17 protein-coding genes are annotated in these 22,970 nt (G+C 50.2%); 8 read left to right on the forward strand and 9 right to left on the reverse strand.

The features are described from left to right. From ACTHUF_RS07560 to ACTHUF_RS07580, 5 genes are all read right to left on the reverse strand, one after another. Complete coding sequence (locus ACTHUF_RS07560) at positions 1–243, reverse strand: hypothetical protein (protein WP_314553323.1); 243 nt, start codon at positions 241–243, stop codon at positions 1–3. Positions 244–466: 223 nt separating this feature from the next. Then, positions 467–667, reverse strand: coding sequence for a hypothetical protein (locus tag ACTHUF_RS07565; RefSeq protein WP_070492800.1), 201 nt, complete (start codon positions 665–667; stop codon positions 467–469). A gap of 3 nt (positions 668–670) precedes the next feature. Continuing rightward, positions 671–988 carry a hypothetical protein gene (locus tag ACTHUF_RS07570; RefSeq protein WP_440407430.1) on the reverse strand — a complete coding sequence of 106 codons (318 nt, stop codon included), beginning with the start codon at positions 986–988 and terminating at the stop codon, positions 671–673. Between the two features lie 14 nt (positions 989–1,002). Next, positions 1,003–2,367: a replication initiation factor domain-containing protein gene (locus tag ACTHUF_RS07575; protein ID WP_440407431.1), complete on the reverse strand. Its 1,365-nt coding sequence runs from the start codon at positions 2,365–2,367 to the stop codon at positions 1,003–1,005. 503 nt (positions 2,368–2,870) lie between these two features. After that, positions 2,871–3,461 carry a tyrosine-protein phosphatase gene (locus ACTHUF_RS07580; RefSeq protein ID WP_440407432.1) on the reverse strand — a complete coding sequence of 197 codons (591 nt, stop codon included), beginning with the start codon at positions 3,459–3,461 and terminating at the stop codon, positions 2,871–2,873. Between the two features lie 124 nt (positions 3,462–3,585). Here ACTHUF_RS07580 and mnmC point away from each other — a divergent pair, with 124 nt between their 5' ends. Beyond that, on the forward strand, positions 3,586–5,196 hold the full coding sequence (gene mnmC, locus ACTHUF_RS07585; protein WP_440407433.1) for an FAD-dependent 5-carboxymethylaminomethyl-2-thiouridine(34) oxidoreductase MnmC: 1,611 nt from the start codon (positions 3,586–3,588) through the stop codon (positions 5,194–5,196). A 76-nt stretch (positions 5,197–5,272) separates the two neighbouring features. Here mnmC and ACTHUF_RS07590 read toward each other — a convergent pair whose 3' ends face one another. Together ACTHUF_RS07590 and ACTHUF_RS07595 are read right to left on the reverse strand one after the other, a co-directional pair. Further along, positions 5,273–7,645 carry a TonB-dependent hemoglobin/transferrin/lactoferrin family receptor gene (locus ACTHUF_RS07590; RefSeq protein WP_440407434.1) on the reverse strand — a complete coding sequence of 791 codons (2,373 nt, stop codon included), beginning with the start codon at positions 7,643–7,645 and terminating at the stop codon, positions 5,273–5,275. Positions 7,646–7,814: 169 nt separating this feature from the next. After that, positions 7,815–8,438, reverse strand: a complete 624-nt coding sequence (locus ACTHUF_RS07595; RefSeq protein WP_036493824.1) for a biliverdin-producing heme oxygenase — start codon at positions 8,436–8,438, stop codon at positions 7,815–7,817. 395 nt (positions 8,439–8,833) lie between these two features. Between ACTHUF_RS07595 and ACTHUF_RS07600 the strand changes: the two genes are divergently transcribed. Genes ACTHUF_RS07600 through ACTHUF_RS07610 form a run of 3 tightly spaced genes read left to right on the forward strand, consistent with a single transcriptional unit; the run spans position 8,834 to position 12,320 of the window. After that, positions 8,834–10,144 (forward strand): paraquat-inducible protein A, encoded by a 1,311-nt coding sequence (locus ACTHUF_RS07600; RefSeq protein WP_083297176.1) that lies wholly within the window; start codon positions 8,834–8,836, stop codon positions 10,142–10,144. Beyond that, complete coding sequence (gene pqiB / locus ACTHUF_RS07605; protein WP_440407435.1) at positions 10,141–11,802, forward strand: intermembrane transport protein PqiB; 1,662 nt, start codon at positions 10,141–10,143, stop codon at positions 11,800–11,802. The genes ACTHUF_RS07600 and pqiB overlap by 4 nt, the downstream gene beginning before the upstream one ends. Beyond that, positions 11,802–12,320, forward strand: coding sequence for a PqiC family protein (locus tag ACTHUF_RS07610; RefSeq protein ID WP_315094521.1), 519 nt, complete (start codon positions 11,802–11,804; stop codon positions 12,318–12,320). Before pqiB ends, ACTHUF_RS07610 begins: the two co-directional genes overlap by 1 nt. A gap of 55 nt (positions 12,321–12,375) precedes the next feature. On the opposite strand, the gene grxB is transcribed toward ACTHUF_RS07610, so the two are convergent. After that, positions 12,376–13,086 carry a glutaredoxin 2 gene (grxB, locus tag ACTHUF_RS07615; protein ID WP_315094518.1) on the reverse strand — a complete coding sequence of 237 codons (711 nt, stop codon included), beginning with the start codon at positions 13,084–13,086 and terminating at the stop codon, positions 12,376–12,378. Positions 13,087–13,174: 88 nt separating this feature from the next. Between grxB and ACTHUF_RS07620 the strand changes: the two genes are divergently transcribed. From ACTHUF_RS07620 to putA, 4 genes are all read left to right on the forward strand, one after another. Then, positions 13,175–15,388, forward strand: coding sequence for a RelA/SpoT family protein (locus ACTHUF_RS07620; RefSeq protein ID WP_440407436.1), 2,214 nt, complete (start codon positions 13,175–13,177; stop codon positions 15,386–15,388). Positions 15,389–15,585: 197 nt separating this feature from the next. Next, on the forward strand, positions 15,586–16,380 hold the full coding sequence (locus tag ACTHUF_RS07625) for a formate/nitrite transporter family protein (protein WP_036493807.1): 795 nt from the start codon (positions 15,586–15,588) through the stop codon (positions 16,378–16,380). Between the two features lie 452 nt (positions 16,381–16,832). Beyond that, positions 16,833–18,359, forward strand: coding sequence for a sodium/proline symporter PutP (gene putP / locus ACTHUF_RS07630; RefSeq protein ID WP_049348811.1), 1,527 nt, complete (start codon positions 16,833–16,835; stop codon positions 18,357–18,359). Positions 18,360–18,581: 222 nt separating this feature from the next. Further along, positions 18,582–22,187: a bifunctional proline dehydrogenase/L-glutamate gamma-semialdehyde dehydrogenase PutA gene (putA, locus tag ACTHUF_RS07635; RefSeq protein WP_440407437.1), complete on the forward strand. Its 3,606-nt coding sequence runs from the start codon at positions 18,582–18,584 to the stop codon at positions 22,185–22,187. Positions 22,188–22,245: 58 nt separating this feature from the next. Here putA and nth read toward each other — a convergent pair whose 3' ends face one another. After that, positions 22,246–22,875: an endonuclease III gene (gene nth / locus ACTHUF_RS07640; protein ID WP_049323145.1), complete on the reverse strand. Its 630-nt coding sequence runs from the start codon at positions 22,873–22,875 to the stop codon at positions 22,246–22,248. Positions 22,876–22,970 lie beyond the last annotated feature (95 nt).

A 22,970-nucleotide genomic window follows, 5' to 3' on the forward strand; every position in this document is an offset into this window, starting at 1 on the left:
TTATTTAGCCGTTTTAACCATGCTGAAGGCCATGCGGAAGCCTTGCATCAACACAATAACTGACAAAACAGCAGCACCAATTGCAGACACCATTACGGCAAATTTTGCAATTTCTGCGGCAGCAGTAGTACCAATACCGGACAAATCGACGCCATCGGCAGCGGCCAAAGCAGAAGCGGTTGTCAGGGCTGTTGCGGCAAAGATTTTATTGCCATATTTTTTTGCTACGTTAACGAGTTTCATAGCGTTTTCCTTTCAGGTTAATAAAAATAAATTGGGATTTTTTAAGACTATCCCACGTCTTTCATCCATACAGGTAATAAACCGATACGAATAAAATAAAAAGAAAAAAAATCAGACCGCCTAAACTTAATTTAAAAGAAAGAGGTATTTTTTGATTCATCTCCAAGTCCTTTAATGCGGGCTTTGTGAAAGGTTTTACAGACCGCCCGCCGAGCCTGTGAACTTATTCTTCTTTCAGATAAAACGCGAAAATTTGGAATCCACCACCTATTTCTTCCATTCCGGCATTAAATGCGTCTTCATAGCTTTCAAAATGCCCGGCAGATTTTAGATTTTGGGTAAAACCTGTATCGCCAAACGGATCGGGATAGATGAATTCATGTGATTCCAAATCCTGAACTATGAACCGTTCTTTATATTTCATGATTTAGCCTTTCGGCTTTGCCTCTGTTTGTACTTGGAACTCTTTCAGGGAGGGAACCATGCCTTTGCCTGTCGAGGTCATCTCTACGGTAATCATGACTTCGCAAGGGAAACTGAGGTTTGCCAGCTTTGCAAAGTTATCGCTTGAACCGAACTTCATCTGAGCTGCGGTGAATCCGACGGCGTTACCCGATTGAGACGGGAGCGGTGTAGCTACCAAGACGGAACAACTGTCAATCTGCGAGCCGTCAATTTCGCCTTTGAATTTTTTGGCACCTAAAAATGTTGCTGGATAAGTGATTATCTGGGTTTGGTTAAACATGGATATTTCCTTTCTTAAAAATCATACCAATCAAATTTGACGGGCTTTTTGGTATAAGCCCTATATTCACCACGATACAGCCGATACTTAGCATTTTTAATACGGTTTCGCGCTGTTTCTTCATGCCATCGCGCCGTCCTTCGCTTCATCTGCTCGGCGAGCGGTAAACCTTCTTCATATTTGCGCTGCAAAAATTGTTCATACGCTTCGTCTTCTTTGCGTTTTCTGTCTGCTTCATACTGGACGTCAAAAAGACGTTTATGAGGGTCGTAGCCGTCAGACAGTTTGAAACAGACCGAATCTAAATCTAAAGCCATGACTTCAAAATCAAGTGCCGCCTCCGCCGATTCGTGTATAAACCCACTTCTTTCTGCCTGCCTCAATTCGTTCAAATCGTATTTTTCAGGCTCCAGACCTTTGGGATAACCTTGTTCTGCTTTTAGATGCCTTACAATTTCTTCAGCCGTGAAACCTAAATCAGACATGAAATTGACGAGCTTGCCGACAGCGTTCTTAGCATTTTTCAGTTTGTGGCCGAACGTCAAATTCAGGGCTTTACTTCTCGGCTCAAACCGTTTTTCCTGCGGCATATTTTTGAAATTGCTGCATATGGGAAATGCGCCGCAAAAGTAACCGCCTTCGTCTGTCAGAATCTCAAACGGTATTTCTATATCTCCGTGGTTAAACTGTATTTCAAACCTGACCCATGTACTGTCCTTATCACCCAACTGACGTCCTTTTTCGTATACGCGGACAAACCGGGAATTTTTCTTCCTACCGACATAGAACGTCTTACCTGTGCCGTCTTCCTTACGCCATGCCGACCCGACTGTTTCAGACTTTGGGCGCATATTATGATTGTCGAAAAAGCCGTTATCGTGATCTAACATTGCCTGATCAGGTGTGTAGCTTCCATCAAAAAAATCCAATGCCAAATCTACACGGGTTATTCTAGGTCGGACGGCTTCGTCTAAAAACTGCTTCATTCGTGCTTCCCAACCCGCTTGCGCGAGATTGCACCCGACGCCTTTCAGCTCAATCAAAACGGTATCCCGCTGGCCGCCATAATGGACTTCTCCGTAATCCACATCGTCCGATCCGAGCCGGTACATGGATTCGTAAAATTTGTTACCTTTGGACTTGCATTTTCGGGTAATGCCGAAACCTAAAATTTCTTCCAACTTCCTGCTCAAGACGTACATGTATTCAGTATCTGATACCAACGGACATCCGGCGATTTTTACCAATGTGTCTTCATGGAATGTTATAGAAAGCCAGTCTATGAAAACGCCGTCCTGTATGCCCCGCCTTTGCGGAACTTCAATCAGTTTCCCCCGCTCATCCGTGATGAAATGTGAGAAATATTCTATTTGGCTCATCTGCTCCCCTCTTTTGGAATTTCGGGGCTTTGATTTTTGCTCCCCCCCTGTTAGTCAAGGGGGGGGCTTTCGGTCGCAGACCGTCTGCCGCGCTGGCGCGCGCCCGACGGTCTGCGACCGAAAGCCCTTCATTCCGACAAACTATTAAAGAACAATAAACGGCGAACCGTCCGAAGTTAAAATGACAGGATAGTAAGAGCCTGCCGAATCTATTTGTTTCAGTGTTTCCAACAAATCTGGAAACGTTTCTTTCGTTTCCAGTTCATGGGCTTTTCCTACTTGGAATCGGTAAAAGCACAAAACACATGAATTTTTTGATTTGAATATTCGCCAGTAAGACGAACTGAAAATAATGTTTGCTGACATAAAAAAGCCCCTTTCACTTGGCTAATGAAAGGGGGTTGTTAAGTTTGGTTAATTGCCCCTTTCACGGGGCGTAATATATAAGGCCGTCTGAAAAAACAAATCTTTCAGACGGCCTTTTTATGTTTTGAATCTTGGCGTCAACCGCGTTTGCGCAAGGCTTCCAAGTGCATTTTAACCTGCTTGACTTTCTCTTCGGTAAACAGCTTGGCAATGTTTTTCCAAATGCTGTGATAACCATAAGGTCCATGTTGCATTTCGGCTTTTGCCTCTTCCACCGGCCAGCCTTGATAAATGATGCGGTACATTCCGGCAATCAAACCGGTACGGTCCGCGCCGTGATAACAATGGATAAGCACTGCGCCGTTTTGCTGTTGTTTTTCAATCAGGTATAGGATTTCCGCAATCTCTTTCGGCTTAATGCTCCATGACAGCAACGGACGGTTTAACAAGGTCAAACCATACGCCTTCAAATGGTCGTCATCGTTGCGGTCGAAAAAGCGCAGGTTGATCACGCTCTGAATGCCCAGCTTGACGATGGCTTCGCCATCTTCGGCAACGGGCTGCTCGCTGCGGTAAAGCTTGTCATCGATGCGATAAAGGTTGGCATCGTGTTTAATGGGTGTTGCCCACCGTTCGGGCTGAAAGGCTTGGCCGCCGTTATCCGGCGGCGCGGATAAACAGGCAACGGGCAAGCCGGAAGCGAGAAGGCACAATAAAAGACGGCGCATAAAATTCCTGTATGAAAATCAATGGGAAAACAAATATCGAAAGATTTTATCAAAACCCGTCCGGATATTCTATCCGCGCAAACCGCGTTACAATAAAGCCTCTTTTTTCAGACGGCCTTTCATCATGACCTGCCTTGCTTGGAACACCACGCCTTCCCTTGCTACCCTTTGCCGCGCCATCGAACAACATACCGCGCCGCTTTATTTGATTGTCTGCCTGCCTGAAAACCATATTCCCGATTTTCCATTATCGAATCATCCCTCCGAGCTTGAAGGCCGTCTGAACAACCGCCTCGTTCAAGCCATGAAATGCCTTCAGTTCAACAGCGTCAATGTTTTGGAAAACCTATTGCCTGACGTGCATCTTTGGCTGGTTCCGCCACACCGCGCCGACCGCTTACACGAACATTTCCCTCATATCGAATGGCAAACCGAAGCCATACCCCAATCCGCCCCCATTCCTCTAAAACCTTGGTTCAGACGGCCTGAACATCAAGCCGCGCCCGAACACGTCCTGATTATCGGCGCAGGCATTGCCGGCGCAGCGACCGCACGCAAACTGGCGGAACACGGCGTACGCGTTACCGTTTTAGAGGCCGGAAAAGCAGCGCAGGCAGGCAGCGGCAACCGCCAAGGCTTGCTCTACGCCAAAATCTCGCCACACGATACCGAACAAACCGAGCTGCTGCTGACTGGCTACGGCTACACGCGCCGATTGCTGGAAGACTTGCTGCCCGACTCCGACGTATGGGGCGGCGACGGCGTATTACATTTAAACTTTGACGACAGCGAACGCAAACGCAATCAGGCCTTGGGTTTGCAACACCAGCATAAACACCTTTACCGCAGCGTATCTGTCGGAGAGGCTGCATCTATCGCAGGCATAGACGTATTTTCAGACGGCCTTTACTGGCCGCAAGGCGTATGGCTGAATCCGCCCGCCGTCGTGCATGCCTTATTGAACCATCCGCTGATTGAGTTGCACGAACACTCGCCGCTGACCGCAGTATCGCATGACGGCGCACAATGGACGGCACACACGCCAAACGCACATTTCAATGCCAGCCATATCGTTTATTGTATGGGCGCACACAGCCCGAATGCTGCCGACACCAACGTCTCCGCTCTGCCTTTCCGCCAAATCCGCGGCCAAACCGGCGTTGTGTCCGCCAGCCCGTTTTCACAAAAGCTGCGTTGCGCCATTTCCGGAGAAAGCTACATCAGCCCAAGCTGGCAAGGCAGCCACTGCTACGGCGCGACATTTGTCCTCAACAGCAACGATGAAACTTGGTATCCGTACGAAGAAGCCGACAACCGCGCCGCCTTGCACCAGCTTAATCCGCCATTGGCACAATCCCTGTTTTCAGACGGCCTGCAAACTCCCCCGCTCCAATCCACACAAGGCCATGCCGCCCTGCGTTGCGACAGCCTCGACCACTTGCCCGTTGTCGGCGCACTCGGCGACATCGCCGCCATGCAGTCCGCCTACGCCAAACTGGCATTGGACAAAAACTACCGCCTCGACAATATTCCCTGCCCTTACCTGCCCCATGCCTACATCAATACGGCACACGGCACACGCGGCCTGGCGACAGCCCCTATCTGCGCCGCCGCCATTGCAGCCGAAATACTCGGTTTGCCGCATCCGCTATCACAAAGGCTGAGAACCGCGCTACACCCCAACCGCGCCATCATCCGCGCGATTGTTCGGCAGCAGCCGTTGTTATCCGATTAAGGATTTCGCTGTAAATAAAAAGGCCGTCTGAAAGTCATCAAAACTTTCAGACGGCCTTTAGCCATCTGTTAACTGCTTAGAATTTCCATTCCAGCGATACGGCGTAGTTGCGGCCGGGTGCGCGGTAGCGGTCTAAGCCTTTGCCATCGCGGTCAACGCCGTTGGTGGTGCTGTAGCTGTACAGACCGCGCAGAGAATCCCAAGTGGTGTATTTGCGGTTGAACACATTGTACACGCCGGCACGCAAAGTCAGGTTTTTAGCCGGTTTGTAGAAGCCGTACATATCAAACACATAAGCCGATTTGTTCAGCCATGGGTAATCTACTACTTTTTCTTGCAAAGGCGTACCCCAACCAGTGTTTTCAAACACGGTATATTGAGCGTCTTTAGCTTTTTTCGCACCCAAATAAGTCAGGCGGGAGAACACACCCCATTTTTCGCTCGGGCTTTCGTAATCGACACCGGCAATCACTTTCAGAGGCTGAGTGGACAGCAGGCTGTTGTTGCCTGACAGTTTGCTCTTCGCGTAACCGACAGAACCAAACAATTTCCAGCCTTCAGGTACAAAAGAAACCACTTGACCTAAATTCAGACGGCCTGTCAGCTCAAGACCACGGATTCGAGCCTTGTCGATGTTTTGCATCTGCCATTCCAGTTTTTCGGAATAAGGATTGCTACAAATACCATAGTAGTAATTCATCTGAGTACAGCCGACATCGCCACTGGTGGTCAGCTTCTGCTCTTCAGACAAGAAGTTGCGGTAATTGCTTTGATACAGGTTGGCATCCAAAGTACCTTTTTCGCTGCGGCCTTGCAGAGAAAGGGTATGGGTGGTGCTGCGCTCGGCTTTCAGGTTCGGATTAGGCAACCAGGTACCTGAGCCGTGGTTGTAAGTGAAATACACTTCAGACGCATTCGGCACGCGGAAACCGGAAGTTACATCGTAACCCAAACGCCATGTCTGACTCAGCTGTGCAGCCAAGCCGACAAAACCGCTCCAGCCTTTATAAGTGTTGGCTGCAGGTGGTGTTTTGTCACAAGCATGACACTCAGCATTCAGTTGCTGCGGCGTCATTTTGGTGTAGTCGTAACGGATACCTGCGCGGCTGCTGAACACGTTGTTCCATTGGATTTGGTCAGACAGCGAGAAACCATAGTTGGTGGTTTTCACAGGGTGTTGAATCGAGCTGGTGGTACGGGATATCTGACCACTGAAGTAGTAATCGTCGCGGTTTAAGTTTTCAAAATCACGTTGGCTGGCAAACGTTTTGAGGGACAAACGATGTTGACCGCCGAATTGGAACGGCTGGCTGTCCATACGCAGGGTAATGCGTTTGAACGTAGTATCCATGCTGCGGTTATAGATTTCGCCGATCTCTTTTCTATCGTAGTCGGTTGTCCAAGTAGAATAATTGGTTGGGTACAGACCTTTGTAGTTGACCGCAGATACTTTGGTTTTCTGATAATCAAAATCCGCTTTCACCATAGACAACCAGTTGGATTCCGGTGTCCATTCGTAGAAGACGTTGGCATTGCGGCGTCTGTTGACATCGTCAGCTTCACGCCATGCGGAAGCAATCAGGTTGTAAGACTCTTCAGTCGTGTAATTGTGGCCCTGCTGACCGTTGAGCGATGCGCCGATACGGTGGTTATCGTTGATTTGGTAAGCAATCTTACCCAAGAAGCTGTGGTATTTATGTTTGGACGGATCAGGAATACCGCGCGCAGAACCACGGATATTCGCTCCGCTGCCGGCACCCTCTACCGGATAACCACGCTCACCCGCGCTTTCAGTCTCATGACCGCGACGTTGCGAATACAGCAAAGCGGCATCCACGCGGTCGTTGCTCACGCCGAAACCGAGTGTATTTGTCCATTCACGGTTGCGGCTGCTGTAACCGTTTTTCATCATCACGCCAAACTGACGCTCAGGCAACAGCAAATCATGACCTTGCAGTGTTTGGTAATTCACGCCGCCACCCAATGCACCACTACCGGTATTGAAAGAGTCTGCACCCTTCACGATTTCGATGTTGCGCACGAGTTCGGGGTCGATAGACAGACGCGAGCTGTTGAAGTTGCCATAACGGGCATACAGCGAGTTTTCTTCGGAATCAGGCAGGTTTACGCCGTCAATGCTGACGCCGACACGGTTGCCTTCCACGCCGCGTACGGCAAAGCCTTTTTGATGGCGGCCACTGTCGCTCAAGCCAACGTCGGTGGAATAACGTACCAAGTCTTTGTTGTCACGTACCATTTCTTGTTGGATACGGCCAAGGTTGACACGTTCCACGGCTGCAGGCGCATTACGTTGACCTTTAACGCGGACTTCTTTTATCTCTGCTTTAACGGGTGTGGTTTCGGTTGCAGCTTCATCCGCTGCCAAAACTGGATTGCCGAAAATACTGCCGACCAGCGCGGCAATAGGAAGCATGTGTAATGGTTTCATATTATCAACTCAAGGTGTAATGGATTGTTCATCCATCAGTTAATGCATAATAAATTTTCTGATAATCATTAATATTTAATAAGACAGCAACCCGTACAAATAAATCTGTGTCGTGTAATTAAAGGTCTCTGCAAACATCCATGCCGAGACCTTGTTTGTTTCATTATTTTTAATGTCTGTGCGGCATCATGCCCTCGGGGGCTTCTGTGCCTTCCGGCAAACCGAAGGTTTCACGCAGAATCACTTTATAGAAGGCAAATGCTTCCTGCGCGCCTTGAATGGCTTCTGCTTCTGCTTCCGGAGTTAAGTTCAGGGCATTCAGGTGCTCGACGAAGGCGCGCCAGTGTTTGCCGCGGCCGTTGGGATGCGGGGCCAGGTGGCGTGCGCCGTGTTCGCCGTTGTATTCGAGTTTTTGAGCGTGTTTGAACAAGAAAGCGGCACCCAAATTTGAACCTTCGGCGCAATAGAGCCAGCCGATGGCTTTATTGCCTGTTTCATGCGGCAATTCTTTGTCGAATTTGTAAGGCTCTTCGCCCAAGTCTTTCAAGTCTTGAGTCACAGCATCGTAACGCGCCATGTATTCAAGTTCGGGAATGGCTTTGTTTAATTCGGCATCTTTATAGATGTGGTCGACAGCTTTGTGGAAAACTGATTGGAGTTTCAAAAATTTGATGTAGTTTTCTTTGCTGACGAAAGGCTGAACAAACATAACCAAGTTATCAACGCTGTCGTGCGTAACTGTGGTTTGCTCTTTCAAGCGTTTGGCGAAAGTCAGCTCTTGTGTTTCACTCATGATGTTTCCTTTGAATAGGGGACAAACGGCTTCAGACGGCCTCTATTGTGTTGAAATGCCGTCTTCTTTGAAAAAATCGTTTTAAAAATAAAGAATGTAACTTTTTAAATGCTTCCGGCTCAGTGTTGGCGTGCCTTTTGCAATTCAATAAGTCTCATCTTTTTTATAATTAGAATATATATCATTTTTATTTCAATGGCAATAAACTCAATTGGGTCTTATTAATAAAATCTAACGGCCCATAGCCAGCATCTTCTAAAACCTTTGCTGCCTTTTCAGACGGCCTTCTTATGAAGCAGCCGCCATTCAACTAAATATCTGCTAAATTTGGGCTATCCTGCTGTTTTCCTTTATAATGCGACACTCTTTGCACCTTCTTTACCCCCTGCCGAACCATGAAACGGATTCCTGCCTACCATCGCTGGTGGCGCTACAAGTCTTATCTTCCTGATGCGACGCTGCCTGCACATACGGTGGAATGCCCGGATTGCGGCTGCCGTATGGATATTCCGCGCCTGCGTCAGGGGCAGGAAGCGCATTGTCCGGTATGCAACCATGAAATCGTGGAGGTGGAAAACAATCCGTATATCGCGCCGATTGCCTATGCGCTGACAACCTTGATTCTGATGGCGTTCGCGTACAATATGGTGTATATCCGCGTCGATTTGTTCGGCGTAACATCGATTTTGTCGTTGCCGCAAATGATGCAGCTTTTGATTTCGCTGGATTACGGTTTTCTGGCAGAAGTGATGTTTATCCTTACCTTCGGAGCACCTTTACTGTTTTTACTGCTCTGCCTGTATGTTTATACGGCTTTGATACGCGAAAAGGCCTACCCTGCGCTGCGCTTTGCGACGCGTGTATTGGTGCGGCTGCGTCATTGGATTATGGTGGATGTGTTTTTCATTTCCACTTTGGTGGCGTATATCAAGCTCTCGTCCGTTGCTACGGTAGAGTTCGGCTCGGCGTTTTATCTGATGTTTCCGCTGTCGGTCATGCTGATTCGGACTTCGGTATCGATTCCGCAGCATTGGGTTTATTATAAGATTCACCGCTTAACCGGCGGCCATGCGGTTCAGACGGCCTCTGAGGACAAAATCTGTTGCAGCCGTTGCCTGTATTTCCGCAATAAAGACGAGCAGCCTTGCGGCGTATGCGGTGCGGACTTATACCGCCGCCGCCCGAAAAGCCTGAGCATTTCGCTGGCGTTTTTAGTGGCGGCGTTTATCCTGTATTTCCCTGCCAACATCCTGCCGATTATGATTTCGTCCAACCCGACGGCTTTGGAGATCAATACGATTTTCAACGGCATTGTTTATATGTGGGACGACGGCGACCGGTTGATTGCAGTGATTATTTTCAGCGCCAGTATTATGGTGCCGGTATTGAAGATTATCGCAATGGCGGTTTTGATTTATTCCGCATACTTCAAACCCGTGATGAGCGCGGACAAAATGTCGGTTTTGTATCGAATTACCGAATCCATCGGCCGCTGGTCGATGATCGATATTTTTGTGATTATTATTTTGATGAGTTCGTTCCACACCAATATGGCGCGCGTTGTGCCGGGTGATGCGGCGATTTACTTCTGCCTGGTCGTTATTTTGACCATGCTTTCAGCCTATTATTTCGATCCCCGTCTGATTTGGGACAAGCAACAGCAGCTTTCAGACGGCCTTGATTCTGACCAGACCTTAAAACAATGAAAAAACACGATTCTTCACCCAATTATCACGCCCCGGCGCGTGTCAAGAAAACCAATGTCTTCACGTCTGTCGTGTGGCTGATTCCGCTGATTGCGCTGATTGCCGGCGGCTGGCTTTTGGTTAAAGACATCCGCAACCGAGGCCCTGTCGTTACGCTGTTGATGGACAGCGCCGAAGGCATCGAAGTCAACAACACCATTATTAAAGTGTTGAACGTCGATGTCGGACACGTTACCCGCATCAAATTGCGCGACGACCAAAAAGGCGTGGAAGTTACCGCCCAACTCAGCGCCGATGCCAAAGACCTTATCCGCAGCGATACCCAATTTTGGGTGGTCAAACCGCGTATCGACCAAAGCGGCGTTACCGGCTTGGGCACTTTGCTTTCCGGCTCCTATATCGCATTTACGCCGGGCAAAAGCAGCGAAACCCAAGACGTATTTGTCGTGCAGGACATTCCACCGATTGCCGCCATCGGTCAAAGCGGCCTGCGCCTGAATTTGATCGGCAAAAACGACCGCATCCTCAATGCCAGCAGCCCGATTCTGTATGAAAACTTTATGGTCGGCCAAGTAGAAAGCGCGCATTTTGACCCGTCCGACCAAAGCGTGCATTACACCATTTTCATCCAAAGCCCCAACGACAAACTGATTAATTCGGAAAGCCGTTTCTGGTTGGAGAACGGCATCAATATCGAAACCACAGGCAGCGGCGTCAAACTCAACTCCGCCCCTCTGCCTGCCCTGCTGTCGGGCGCGATTTCGTTTGATTCGCCGAAAACCAAAAACAGTAAAAACGTCAAAAGCGAAGACAGCTTCACGCTTTATGACAGCCGCAGCGAAGTGGCCAATCTGCCTGATGACCGCTCACTGTATTACACCGCATTCTTCAAACAATCCGTACGCGGCCTGACTGCCGGTTCTCCCGTCGAATACAAAGGCCTGAATGTCGGCGTGGTTTCCGATGTTCCTTATTTCGACCGCAACGACAGCCTGCATTTGTTTGAAAACGGCTGGATTCCCGTGCGCATCCGCATCGAGCCTTCCCGTTTGGAAATCAATGCTGATGAGCAAAGCAAAGAGCATTGGAAACAACAATTTCAGACGGCCTTAAACAAAGGCCTGACTGCCACCATCTCCAGCAACAACCTGCTGACCGGCAGCAAAATGATTGAGTTGAACGATCAGCCTTCCGCCTCGCCCAAGCTGAGACCGCACACTGTTTATGCCGGCGATACCGTTATCGCAACCCAAGGCGGCGGTTTGGACGATTTGCAGGCAAAAGTGGCCGACTTGTTAGACAAGTTCAACAATCTGCCATTGGATAAAACCGTTGCCGGCTTGAACGGCTCGCTTGCCGAACTCAAGTCCACACTCAAATCTGCCAATGCTGCCCTAAGCTCCATCGACAAACTGGTCGGCAAACCGCAAACGCAAAACATCCCGAACGAGCTGAACCAAACCCTGAAAGAGTTGCGTCAAACCCTGCAAGGCGTATCGCCGCAATCGCCTATCTATGGCGACGTACAAAATACGCTGCAAAGTTTGGACAAAACCTTAAAAGACGTTCAACCCGTGATTAATACTTTGAAAGAAAAACCCAATGCGCTGATTTTCAACAGCAGCAGCAAAGACCCTATCCCGAAAGGAAGCCGATAATGCGCCTCTTCCCGATTGCCGCCGCCCTGACGCTTGCCGCCTGCGGCACCGCGCAAAGCACACAATATTTCATCCTGCCCGACAGCCAATACATCCGTCCGGCTGCACAAGGCAACGAAATCGCGGTCAAAGTCAACCTTGCCGAACCGCTTGCCAACGGCGGCCTCGTTTACCAAACCGACGCCTATCATGTGAATCTGGCGAAAAACCACCTTTGGGCAGCACCGCTCGATGGCGCGTTGGCGGCCAACCTCAGCAACAAGCTCAACCGCCTCAATCCGCGCCATACTTTCGTCCCTGCTTCACGCAGCCAAAGCAGCCAAACCCTGAAAGTCTATATCGAAGCCTTCCAAGGCAGCTATCAGGGGCAGACCACCATCAGCGGTTATGCACAATGGCCGGACGGACGCAGCAAACCGTTTAACGCCATCACGCCGCAACAAGGCGACGGCTATACCGCCATGCTTGAATCATTGGAAAACGGTTTGTCACAAGTTGCCGATACGATTGCCTATTAAACAAAAAGGCCGTCTGAACATTTTCAGACGGCCTTTTTTATGTTTCAAACATTCATCACAATGCGCGGTCAAAATACAGAGCCACGCCGGATCGCTCGCTCATCGCCAGCAAATAATCCATCAATTTTTGCGGCCATTGAATACCGCGCACAACGGTCAGGTTGCGCAAAATAGGGAAAGTCAGGATATCTTCCAAACTGATTTCACCGCCCAAACCCTCGCCTTCGCATACCAGCGTTTCCAGTTCGGCCAAGTCTTGATGCAGACGCTCCAGATACTGTGCCGTTTTGTTCAGATTAGTCTCGAAATTGCCGATATTTTTCTCTTTTTTGTCAATATAGTATTGTTTCGCTTCATCGGTCTCAAATTCGGGCAGGCCGATTTTGACCATGCGCGGCTGTACCAATTTGTTATTGTATTCGCCCACTTTGTCCAACCAAGCCTGAACTTCAGGACGAACGGTTTCTTTCAGACGGCCTTGATCGATATAGCGGACAATATCCAGGCTCTCACCCATAAACGAACCGTCTTCTTTTTGCAAAATCGGCACTTGTTTTGAGCCAATCATGCCAATCGGCGTAGCTTCGTCGTCGTTCGCCAAAACAACCTCTTCCACCGCCACATCGCGCAAGCCGAAAATCATCCGCGCACGGACGCAAAACGGGCAATGGTCGTAAATATACAGTTTCATCGAAATGCTCCTTAAAATTTCAAAACGGTTAACCATAACACCCAAGGCCGTCTGAAACAAGGCTTCCTGAAACATAGCGCCACCTTTGCATACAAATCTAGGGCTGCCGGCAATAAACTGTTACAATGGCAACGTTTTTATCAAAAAGAAAAAAACGCACGCCATGACCACTATTCGCCAAACGCCCCAAACATCGAGCGTAACGCTGGAAGGCCTCCTCGAATGGTTCGACGGCTATGTTGCCGCGCTGCCTGATCCCGATAAAAACCTGATTCAGACGGCCTTTGACCTGGCTAAAGAACATTATCCCGCCGATGCCCTAACGACTTACGGCGAGCCTTTAATGGAACATTTCCTCGGTTCGATGCAAATCGTCAGCGAACTCGACCTCTTGCCCGATGCCGTGGCCGCTACGATTTTGTCCGACATCGGCAAATACGTTCCCACTTGGCAAGAATTGGTTGCCGAACGCTGCAACAGCACCGTTTGCGAGCTGGTCAAAGGCGTAGACGAAGTACAAAAACTGACCCAATTCGCACGCGTGGACAGCCTCGCCACGCCGGAAGAGCGTGCCCAACAAGCCGAAACCATGCGTAAAATGCTGTTGGCGATGGTTACCGACATCCGCGTCGTCCTGATCAAACTGGCGATGCGCACGCGCACCCTGCAATTCTTAAGCAACGTTCCCGACAATCCTGAAAAACGCGCCGTTGCCAAAGAAACCCTCGACATTTTTGCCCCGCTCGCCAACCGCTTGGGCGTGTGGCAACTTAAATGGCAGCTCGAAGATTTGGGCTTCCGCCATCAAGAGCCGGAAAAATACCGCGAAATCGCCCTGCTTTTGGACGAAAAGCGCACCGAGCGCCTCGAATACATCGAAAACTTCCTCAATATCCTGCGTACGGAACTGAAAAAATACAATATTCATTTTGAAGTCACCGGAAGACCGAAGCACATCTACTCCATTTACAAAAAAATGGTGAAGAAAAAGCTCACTTTCGACGGTTTGTTCGACATCCGCGCCGTGCGGATTTTGGTCGACACCGTTCCCGAGTGTTACACCACGCTGGGTATCGTCCACAGTCTCTGGCAGCCGATTCCGGGCGAGTTCGACGACTACATCGCCAACCCGAAAGGCAACGGCTATAAAAGTTTGCACACCGTTATCGTCGGCCCGGAAGACAAAGGCGTGGAAGTCCAAATCCGCACCTTCGACATGCACCAATTCAACGAATTCGGTGTCGCCGCCCACTGGCGTTATAAAGAAGGCGGCAAGGGCGATTCCGCCTACGAACAGAAAATCGCCTGGTTGCGCCAACTCTTGGACTGGCGCGAAAACATGGCTGAAAGCGGCAAGGAAGACCTTGCCGCCGCCTTCAAAACCGAACTTTTCAACGACACGATTTATGTTTTGACCCCGCACGGCAAAGTCCTCTCCCTGCCTACGGGCGCCACCCCCATCGACTTTGCCTACGCCCTGCACAGCAGCGTGGGCGACCGTTGCCGCGGGGCAAAAGTCGAAGGACAAATCGTGCCGCTGTCCACGCCTTTGGAAAACGGGCAACGTGTTGAAATCATTACTGCAAAAGAAGGCAATCCTTCCGTCAACTGGCTCTACGAAGGCTGGGTCAAATCCAACCGCGCCATCAGCAAAATCCGTGCCTTCATCCGCCAGCAAAATGCGGATACCGTGCGCGAAACAGGCCGGGCCCAGCTGGACAAACAGTTGTCAAAAATCTTCCCCAAACCCAATCTGCAAGCATTGGCGGAAAAACTCGGCTTCAAAAAAACCGACGAACTCTATACGGCCATCGGTCAGGGCGAAATTTCCAACCGCGCCATCAGTAAGGCCTGCGGCGCTTTGATCGAACCGGCTCCGGTACCGGTTGACGAGACCAATATCGTCAAACAGTCTAAAATCAAAAAAGGCGGCAAAAACGGCATTCTGATTGACGGCGAAGACGGCCTGATGACCACGCTTGCCAAATGCTGCAAACCCGCGCCGCCCGACGATATTGTGGGCTTTGTTACCCGCGACCGCGGCATTTCCGTCCACCGCTGCACCTGCCCTTCTTTCCGCCACCTTGCCGAGCAGGCTCCGGAAAAAGTGTTGAATGCAAGCTGGGCAGCCTTGCAGGAAGGACAAGTATTTGCCGTCGATGTCGAAATCCGCGCCCAAGACCGCTCCGGATTGCTGCGCGACGTATCTGATGCGCTGGCGCGGCACAAGCTCAACGTTACCGCGGTGCAAACCCAATCACGCGATTTGGAAGCCAGCATGCGCTTTACCCTTGAAGTCCGCCAAGTCAACGACCTGCCGCGCGTATTGGCCAGTCTGGGCGACATCAAAGGTGTTTTAAGCGTAACGCGCTTATAATTCCCATCCCCCATCTAAAGGCCGTCTGAAAGTATTGCTTTCAGACGGCCTTTCACACATCGGCTGCCAATATATAACCTACGCTTCTATCCTTACAATCAGCCGTTATTTCCTGTCCGCCATATTCTCAGGCAAACTCGCCATCCGCATGATAAAGAAAGATATTTTTATTCTTATATTAACCTTAAGGAAACTTCATGGATACACGAGACCTGTTCCCTCATGAAATTTTGCAGGACGCCATCGGCAAGAGTTGCGCCAAATCTGAATTCAGCATCAAGATGTTGGTGATTTTGAGTTTCTTGGGCGGCGGTTATGTCGGCTTCGGCTATCTTGCCTGCCTGCGCGTCATCAGCGGCATTCCTGCCGAATGGAACGGTCTGGCCGCCCTGTTGGGCGCATCCGTGTTCCCTATCGCACTGATTTGTATCTTAATCGGCGGCGGCGAGTTGGCAACAGGCAATATGATGATTATGGCTTTGGGCAGATTGACCGGCCGAGTCAGCACCCACAAACTGGTGCGCAACTGGCTGATTGTCAGCTTGGGCAATCTGGCAGGCGCCGTAGCCATGGCCTATTTCCTCGGCCACTACGTCGGCCTTGCCGAAGGACCGGCCACAGCGAAAACCATTGCCATTGCCGAAGCCAAAGTCAATATGGACTTCGGCCGCGCATTCGTTTCCGCCATCGCATGTAACTGGATGGTGTGTATGGGCATCTGGTTTTACTTCGGCGCACGCCATACTTCAGGACGAATCTTGGCCATGTGGTTCCCTGTTATGATCTTCGTATTAATCGGCTTTCAACACTTTGTTGCCAATATGTTCATCATTCCGGCCGGCATTTGGGCGGGCGCAAACGTCAGCTGGGGTCAATTTTTCTACAACATGATTCCCGTTTTCTTAGGCAACGTCCTGGGCGGATCATCCTTTGTCGCGGCCTCTTATCTCTTTGCTTACAAACACTTATTAAAAGACGATTTTTCTATTTGATGTAGTCTTTTTTTCTAAAAACCCCGTATCTGCCCGACACAGATACGGGGTTTCTGCATAGGGCCGTCTGAAAGCCCAAGTCGTTTAATTACTTTTTCTCTTTAATCCCCAAAAAACATCAGGAAAGATAGTTTCACACACTTTCCTTCGTCATCATCGGTAAAAATTTATATATTTTTATGTTTTTAAATGACTTAGCCAAAAGGCGGCATCAATTTCGAATAAAGGCTGAGTTCTTCGCTTTGCAAAAGCGACTTTTTGCGGTATGCTGATTTAAATTATTTACAATTTAATGCATTAAGATTTCGTATTTTATTGTATTTGAAAATAATTTATCCTGTCTCTCTCGCAAAAAACAGGATTTTTAAGCTGTATTTTTATTAGAAAAAAGTTTGGGTATGAATTGCTTGCAATTTCAAACCCGTTTTAAAAGTTAGATGAGGAATAAGTACATGAATCCCATGTATATCACTTTCGCGATCTATTTGGTCGCCGTACTACTGATCGGCCTTGCCGCCTATTTTTCAACCCGCAACTTCGACGACTACATCCTCGGCGGCCGCAGCTTGGGCCCGTTCGTGACCGCGATGTCTGCCGGTGCTTCCGATATGTCAGGTTGGCTCTTGATGGGTTTGCCCGGTGCCATTTACCTGAGCGGTTTGAATGAAGCTTGGATTGCCATTGGTCTGATTGTAGGCGCATACTTCAACTGGCTTTTGGTTGCAGGCCGTCTGCGCGTGCATACCGAATACGCCAACAACGCACTGACGCTGCCTGACTACTTCTTCCACCGCTTCGGTGCCGGCGGTCACTTGATGAAAGTGGTTTCCGCACTGATTATCTTGTTCTTCTTCACTATTTACTGTGCTTCAGGCATCGTGGCCGGTGCTACCCTGTTCCAAAGCCTGTTCCACGGTATGTCTTACAATCAAGCCATGTGGCTGGGTGCCGGCGCAACCATCGCCTATACCTTCTTGGGTGGTTTCTTGGCCGTAAGCTGGACCGATACCCTGCAAGCTTCTTTGATGATTTTTGCATTGATCCTGACCCCTGTAATGGTGTACTTGGGCTTGGGTGGTGCAGATCAAATGAATGCCGCTATGCAACAAGTTGCCGCTTCTACCGGTAAAGAATACGGCAGCCTGTTTGCCGGTACGACCGTCATCGGCATTATCTCCACCGCGGCTTGGGGCTTGGGCTATTTCGGCCAACCGCACATCTTGGCCCGCTTCATGGCTGCCGAAAGTGCCAAATCCTTGGTTTCTGCACGCCGCATCGGTATGACTTGGATGATTCTGTGTATGGCCGGTGCCGTGGCTGTCGGCTACTTCGGTATCGCTTACTTCGGCGCCAACCCTGCCCACGTTGATGAAATGAACGGCAACCACGAACGTATCTTCATCGCTTTGGCCACCCTGCTTTTCAACCCTTGGATTGCCGGTATCATCTTGAGCGCGATTCTCGCCGCCGTAATGTCTACTCTGTCTTGCCAATTGTTGGTTTGCTCCAGCGCGATTACCGAAGACTTCTACAAAGGCTTCCTGCGTAAAAAAGCACAACAAGCCGAGTTGGTATGGATTGGCCGTCTGATGGTTTTGGCGATTGCCGTGATTTCCATCCTGATTGCTTCTGATCCTAACAGCAAAGTATTGGGCTTGGTGGCTTACGCATGGGCAGGTTTTGGTGCCGCATTCGGTCCGGTTGTTATCCTGTCTGTACTGTGGAAACGCATTACTGCCTACGGCGCACTCTCCGGCATGATTGCAGGTGCACTGACTGTAGTGGTTTGGGCCGAGTGGATCAAAAAACCTGCTTTGGCCGCACAAGAAACAGGTTTCGCTACTGTCTATGAAATCGTCCCTGGCTTTATCATTTGCACACTCGTGATTGTTTTGGTGTCCCTGATCGACAAAAAACCTTCACGCGAATTGCAAGAACGCTTTGAAAAAGCAGACGCAGAATACCGCGCCTCTAAATAAGGTGTTTTCAGACGGCCTGCATGATTCCGTGCAGGCCGTTTTTACGACATAAACTGTCTCAAAATAATCTGATACTTATCAGAAAAAACAGCAATTTATGCGGATGCATCTTGTATCCGCATCATAAATTTATTACGATATTACTATCCTTCAGAATACCTGTTTTAGCAATCCTATCCAGGCCGTCTGAAATCATGAAAAAACCTCTGGAGAACTTAAATAATGTTTAACTTTGCTTTTCCAACACAAACTCCTTTGCGCCAAGCGATAACCGATGCCTACCGCCGCGATGAAATCGAAGCCGTACAGGATATGTTGCAACGTGCACAGATGACCGACGAAGAGCGCAACGCCGCTTCCGAGCTTGCCCGTCGTTTGGTTACCCAAGTCCGTGCCAGCCGTACCAAAGCCAGCGGTGTAGATGCCTTGATGCATGAGTTTTCCCTCTCCAGTGAAGAAGGTGTTGCACTGATGTGTCTGGCCGAAGCCCTGCTGCGTATTCCGGACAATGCCACCCGTGACCGCCTGATTGCCGACAAAATCTCTGAAGGCAACTGGAAAAGCCACTTGAACAACAGCCCTTCCCTCTTCGTTAACGCGGCCGCATGGGGTCTGCTGATTACTGGCAAACTGACCGCGACAAACGACAAACAGATGAGTTCCGCATTGAGCCGTCTGATCAGTAAAGGCGGCGCGCCCCTGATCCGTCAAGGCGTTAACTACGCCATGCGCCTGCTGGGCAAACAGTTCGTCACCGGTCAAACCATTGAAGAAGCGCTGCAAAACGGTAAAGAGCGCGAGAAAATGGGTTACCGCTTCTCCTTCGATATGTTGGGCGAAGCCGCATACACCGAAGAAGATGCCAACCGCTACTACAACGACTACGTTCAAGCCATTCACGCCATCGGTAAAGATGCCGCAGGCCAAGGCGTTTACGAAGGCAACGGTATTTCCGTCAAACTTTCCGCCATCCACCCACGCTACTCACGCGCCCAACACGAACGCGTGATGAGCGAACTGTTGCCGCGCCTGAAAGAATTGTTCCTTTTGGGTAAAAAATACGATATCGGTATCAACATCGACGCCGAAGAAGCCAACCGTCTCGAATTGTCTTTGGACTTGATGGAAGCTTTGGTTTCCGACCCTGACTTGGCCGGCTACAAAGGTATCGGTTTCGTTGTTCAAGCCTACCAAAAACGTTGCCCGTTCGTTATCGACTACCTGATCGACCTGGCTCGCCGCAACAACCAAAAACTGATGATCCGTTTGGTTAAAGGCGCATACTGGGACAGCGAAGTGAAATGGGCCCAAGTAGACGGCATGGACGGCTATCCGACTTACACCCGTAAAGTCCACACCGACATCTCCTACCTTGCCTGCGCACGCAAACTCTTGGATGCGCAAGATGCCGTGTTCCCACAATTTGCCACACACAACGCCTACACCTTGGGCGCAATCTACCAAATGGGTAAAGGCAAAGACTTCGAACACCAATGTCTGCACGGCATGGGCGAGACCCTGTACGACCAAGTGGTCGGCCCGCAAAACTTAGGCCGCCGCGTACGCGTGTATGCCCCGGTCGGCACACACGAAACCCTGCTTGCCTACTTGGTACGCCGTCTGCTGGAAAACGGTGCGAACTCTTCTTTCGTGAACCAAATCGTTGACGAAAACATCAGCATCGACCGCTTGATTAAGAGCCCGTTCGACACCATCGCCGAACAAGGCATCCACCTGCATCCGGCCTTGCCTCTGCCGCGCGATTTGTATGGCAAAGGCCGTCTGAACTCCCAAGGCGTCGATTTCAGCAACGAAAACGTATTGCAAAACCTGCAAGAAAAACTCAACCAAGCTTCTTCCGAAGACTTCCACGCCGCGTCTATCGTCAATGGCGAAGCGCGTAACGTGGGCGAAGCGCAACCCGTCCGCAACCCTGCAGACCACAACGATGTTGTCGGCACTGTCAGCTTTGCCGATGCAGCCTTGGCTCAAGAAGCTATTGGTGCAGCCGTTGCCGCCCTGCCAGAGTGGAGCGCCAAACCTGCTTCAGAACGCGCCGACTGCCTGCGCCGTTTTGCCGATTTGTTGGAACAACACACGCCTGCATTGATGATGCTGGCCGTCCGCGAAGCCGGTAAAACCCTGAACAACGCCGTTGCCGAAGTACGCGAAGCCGTTGACTTCTGCCGCTACTATGCCAACGAAGCTGAGAACACCCTGCCTAAAGATGCCAAAGCCGTCGGCGCAATCGTTGCCATCAGCCCATGGAACTTCCCATTGGCCATCTTTACCGGCGAAGTCGTTTCCGCCCTGGCTGCCGGTAACACCGTTATCGCCAAACCTGCCGAACAAACCAGCCTGATTGCCACTTACGCCGTTTCCCTGATGCATCAAGCCGGTATTCCGACTTCTGCGCTGCAACTCGTACTCGGCGCAGGCGATGTCGGCTCCGCCCTGACCGGCGATGCCCGCATCGGCGGCGTGATCTTCACCGGTTCTACCGAAGTAGCGCGCCTGATCAACAAAGCACTGTCCAAACGCGACGACAGCCCTGTCCTGATTGCCGAGACCGGCGGTCAAAACGCGATGATCGTGGACTCTACCGCCCTGCCGGAACAAGTCTGCCTCGACGTATTGAACTCTGCCTTCGACAGCGCAGGCCAACGTTGTTCCGCCCTGCGTATCTTGTGCGTTCAAGAAGATGTTGCCGATAAAATGATCAACATCATCAAAGGCGCAATGGATGAGCTGGTTGTCGGCAAACCGATCCAACTGACCACAGACATCGGCCCTGTCATCGATGCTGAAGCCCAACAAAACCTGTTGGCCCACATCAACAAAATGAAAGGCGTAGCAAAGGCTTACCACGAAATCAAAACTGCCGCCGACGTTGATGACAACAACTCTACCTTCGTTCGTCCAATCCTGTTTGAATTGAACAACCTGAACGAGTTGCAACGCGAAGTGTTCGGTCCTGTACTGCACGTTGTCCGCTACCGCGCCAGCGAATTGGATCAACTCATCGACCAAATCAACGCCAAAGGCTATGCTCTGACCAGCGGTGTACACAGCCGTATCGAAGGTACTGTCGACCACATCCGCGACCGCATCGAAGCCGGTAACATCTACGTTAACCGCAACATCGTCGGTGCCGTTGTCGGCGTACAACCTTTCGGCGGTCACGGCTTGTCCGGTACCGGTCCAAAAGCAGGCGGTTCATTCTATCTGCAACGCCTGGTCCGTACTCCTGAATGGGTTGCCCCAACCCTCAGCCGCATCGGCCAAGCAGACGAAGACGCGCTCAAACGTTTGGAAACCCTGGTTCACAAACTGCCGTTTAACGCAGAAGAGAAAAAAGCCGCAGCCGCAGCTTTGGGTCACGCCCGCGTCCGTACCCTGCGCAAAGCCGAAACCGTATTGGTCGGCCCGACCGGCGAACGCAACTCATTGAGCTGGCGTTCTCCGAAACGCGTTTGGGTACATGGCGGCAATCTGCTACAAGCCTTCTCTGCCCTGACCGAGCTGGCAGCCGCAGGCATCCAAACCATTGTTGAGCCTAACAGCCCGTTGGCTTCCTACTCAGCCGATTTGGACGGTTTGTTGCAAGTCAACAGCAAACCTGAAAACGCAGGCATCAGCCATGTTGCCGCTATCGAGCCTTTGAGCAGCGAGCGCAAACAAGAGTTGGCCGGCCGCGACGGTGCGCTCATCCGTATCCTGCCTTCCGAACAAGGTCTGGACATTCTGCAAGTATTTGAAGAAATCTCTTGCAGTATCAATACTACCGCTGCCGGTGGTAACGCCAGCCTGATGGCAGTTGCCGACTAATCACAGCCAAATCAAAGGCCGTCTGAAATTCAGACGGCCTTTTTTTATCTGTTTTTATTTACATTTTTGCCGGATATTCGCACAAATCATTAATCAAACATTTGCTGCATTGCGGTTTCAAAGCCTTACATGTATAGCGACCGTGCAAAATCAACCAATGATGGGCATCCATCAAAAATTCTTTGGGAATAAAGCGCATCAGCTTGTCTTCAACTTCACGCACATCCTTGCCCGGCGCGATTTTGGTGCGGTTGGCCACACGGAAAATATGGGTATCGACCGCCATAACAGGTTGCCCGAATGCAGTGTTCAATACCACGTTGGCGGTTTTCCGGCCAACACCGGGCAAAGATTCCAAAGCCTCGCGGTCGGCAGGCACTTCGCCATTGTATTTTTCCAGCAAAATACGGCAAGTCTGCATGATGTGTTTGGATTTGGTTTTGTAGAGGCCTATGGTTTTGGTGTATTCCATCACGCCGTCCAGCCCCAAATCCAACATGGCTTGCGGCGTATTGGCAACGGGAAAGAGTTTGGCAGTCGCTTTGTTCACGCCGACATCAGTCGCTTGTGCAGACAATAAAACAGCAATCAGCAGCTCAAACGGCGAGCTGAAATTCAACTCGGTAGTCGGATGCGGATTGGCAGCGCGGAAACGCTCGAAAATTTCTTGGCGGATTTGTTTGTTCATTGTTTGGATTATTTTTTTATTGGCGCAGCAATTATAGTGAAATCATGTTGATACGGCTACTTTAAGTGAAACAAGGCCGTCTGAAATGCATTCAG

Origin of the sequence: Neisseria sp. P0024.S006 (genome assembly GCF_051956595.1) — a bacterium.
Taxonomy (GTDB): domain Bacteria; phylum Pseudomonadota; class Gammaproteobacteria; order Burkholderiales; family Neisseriaceae; genus Neisseria.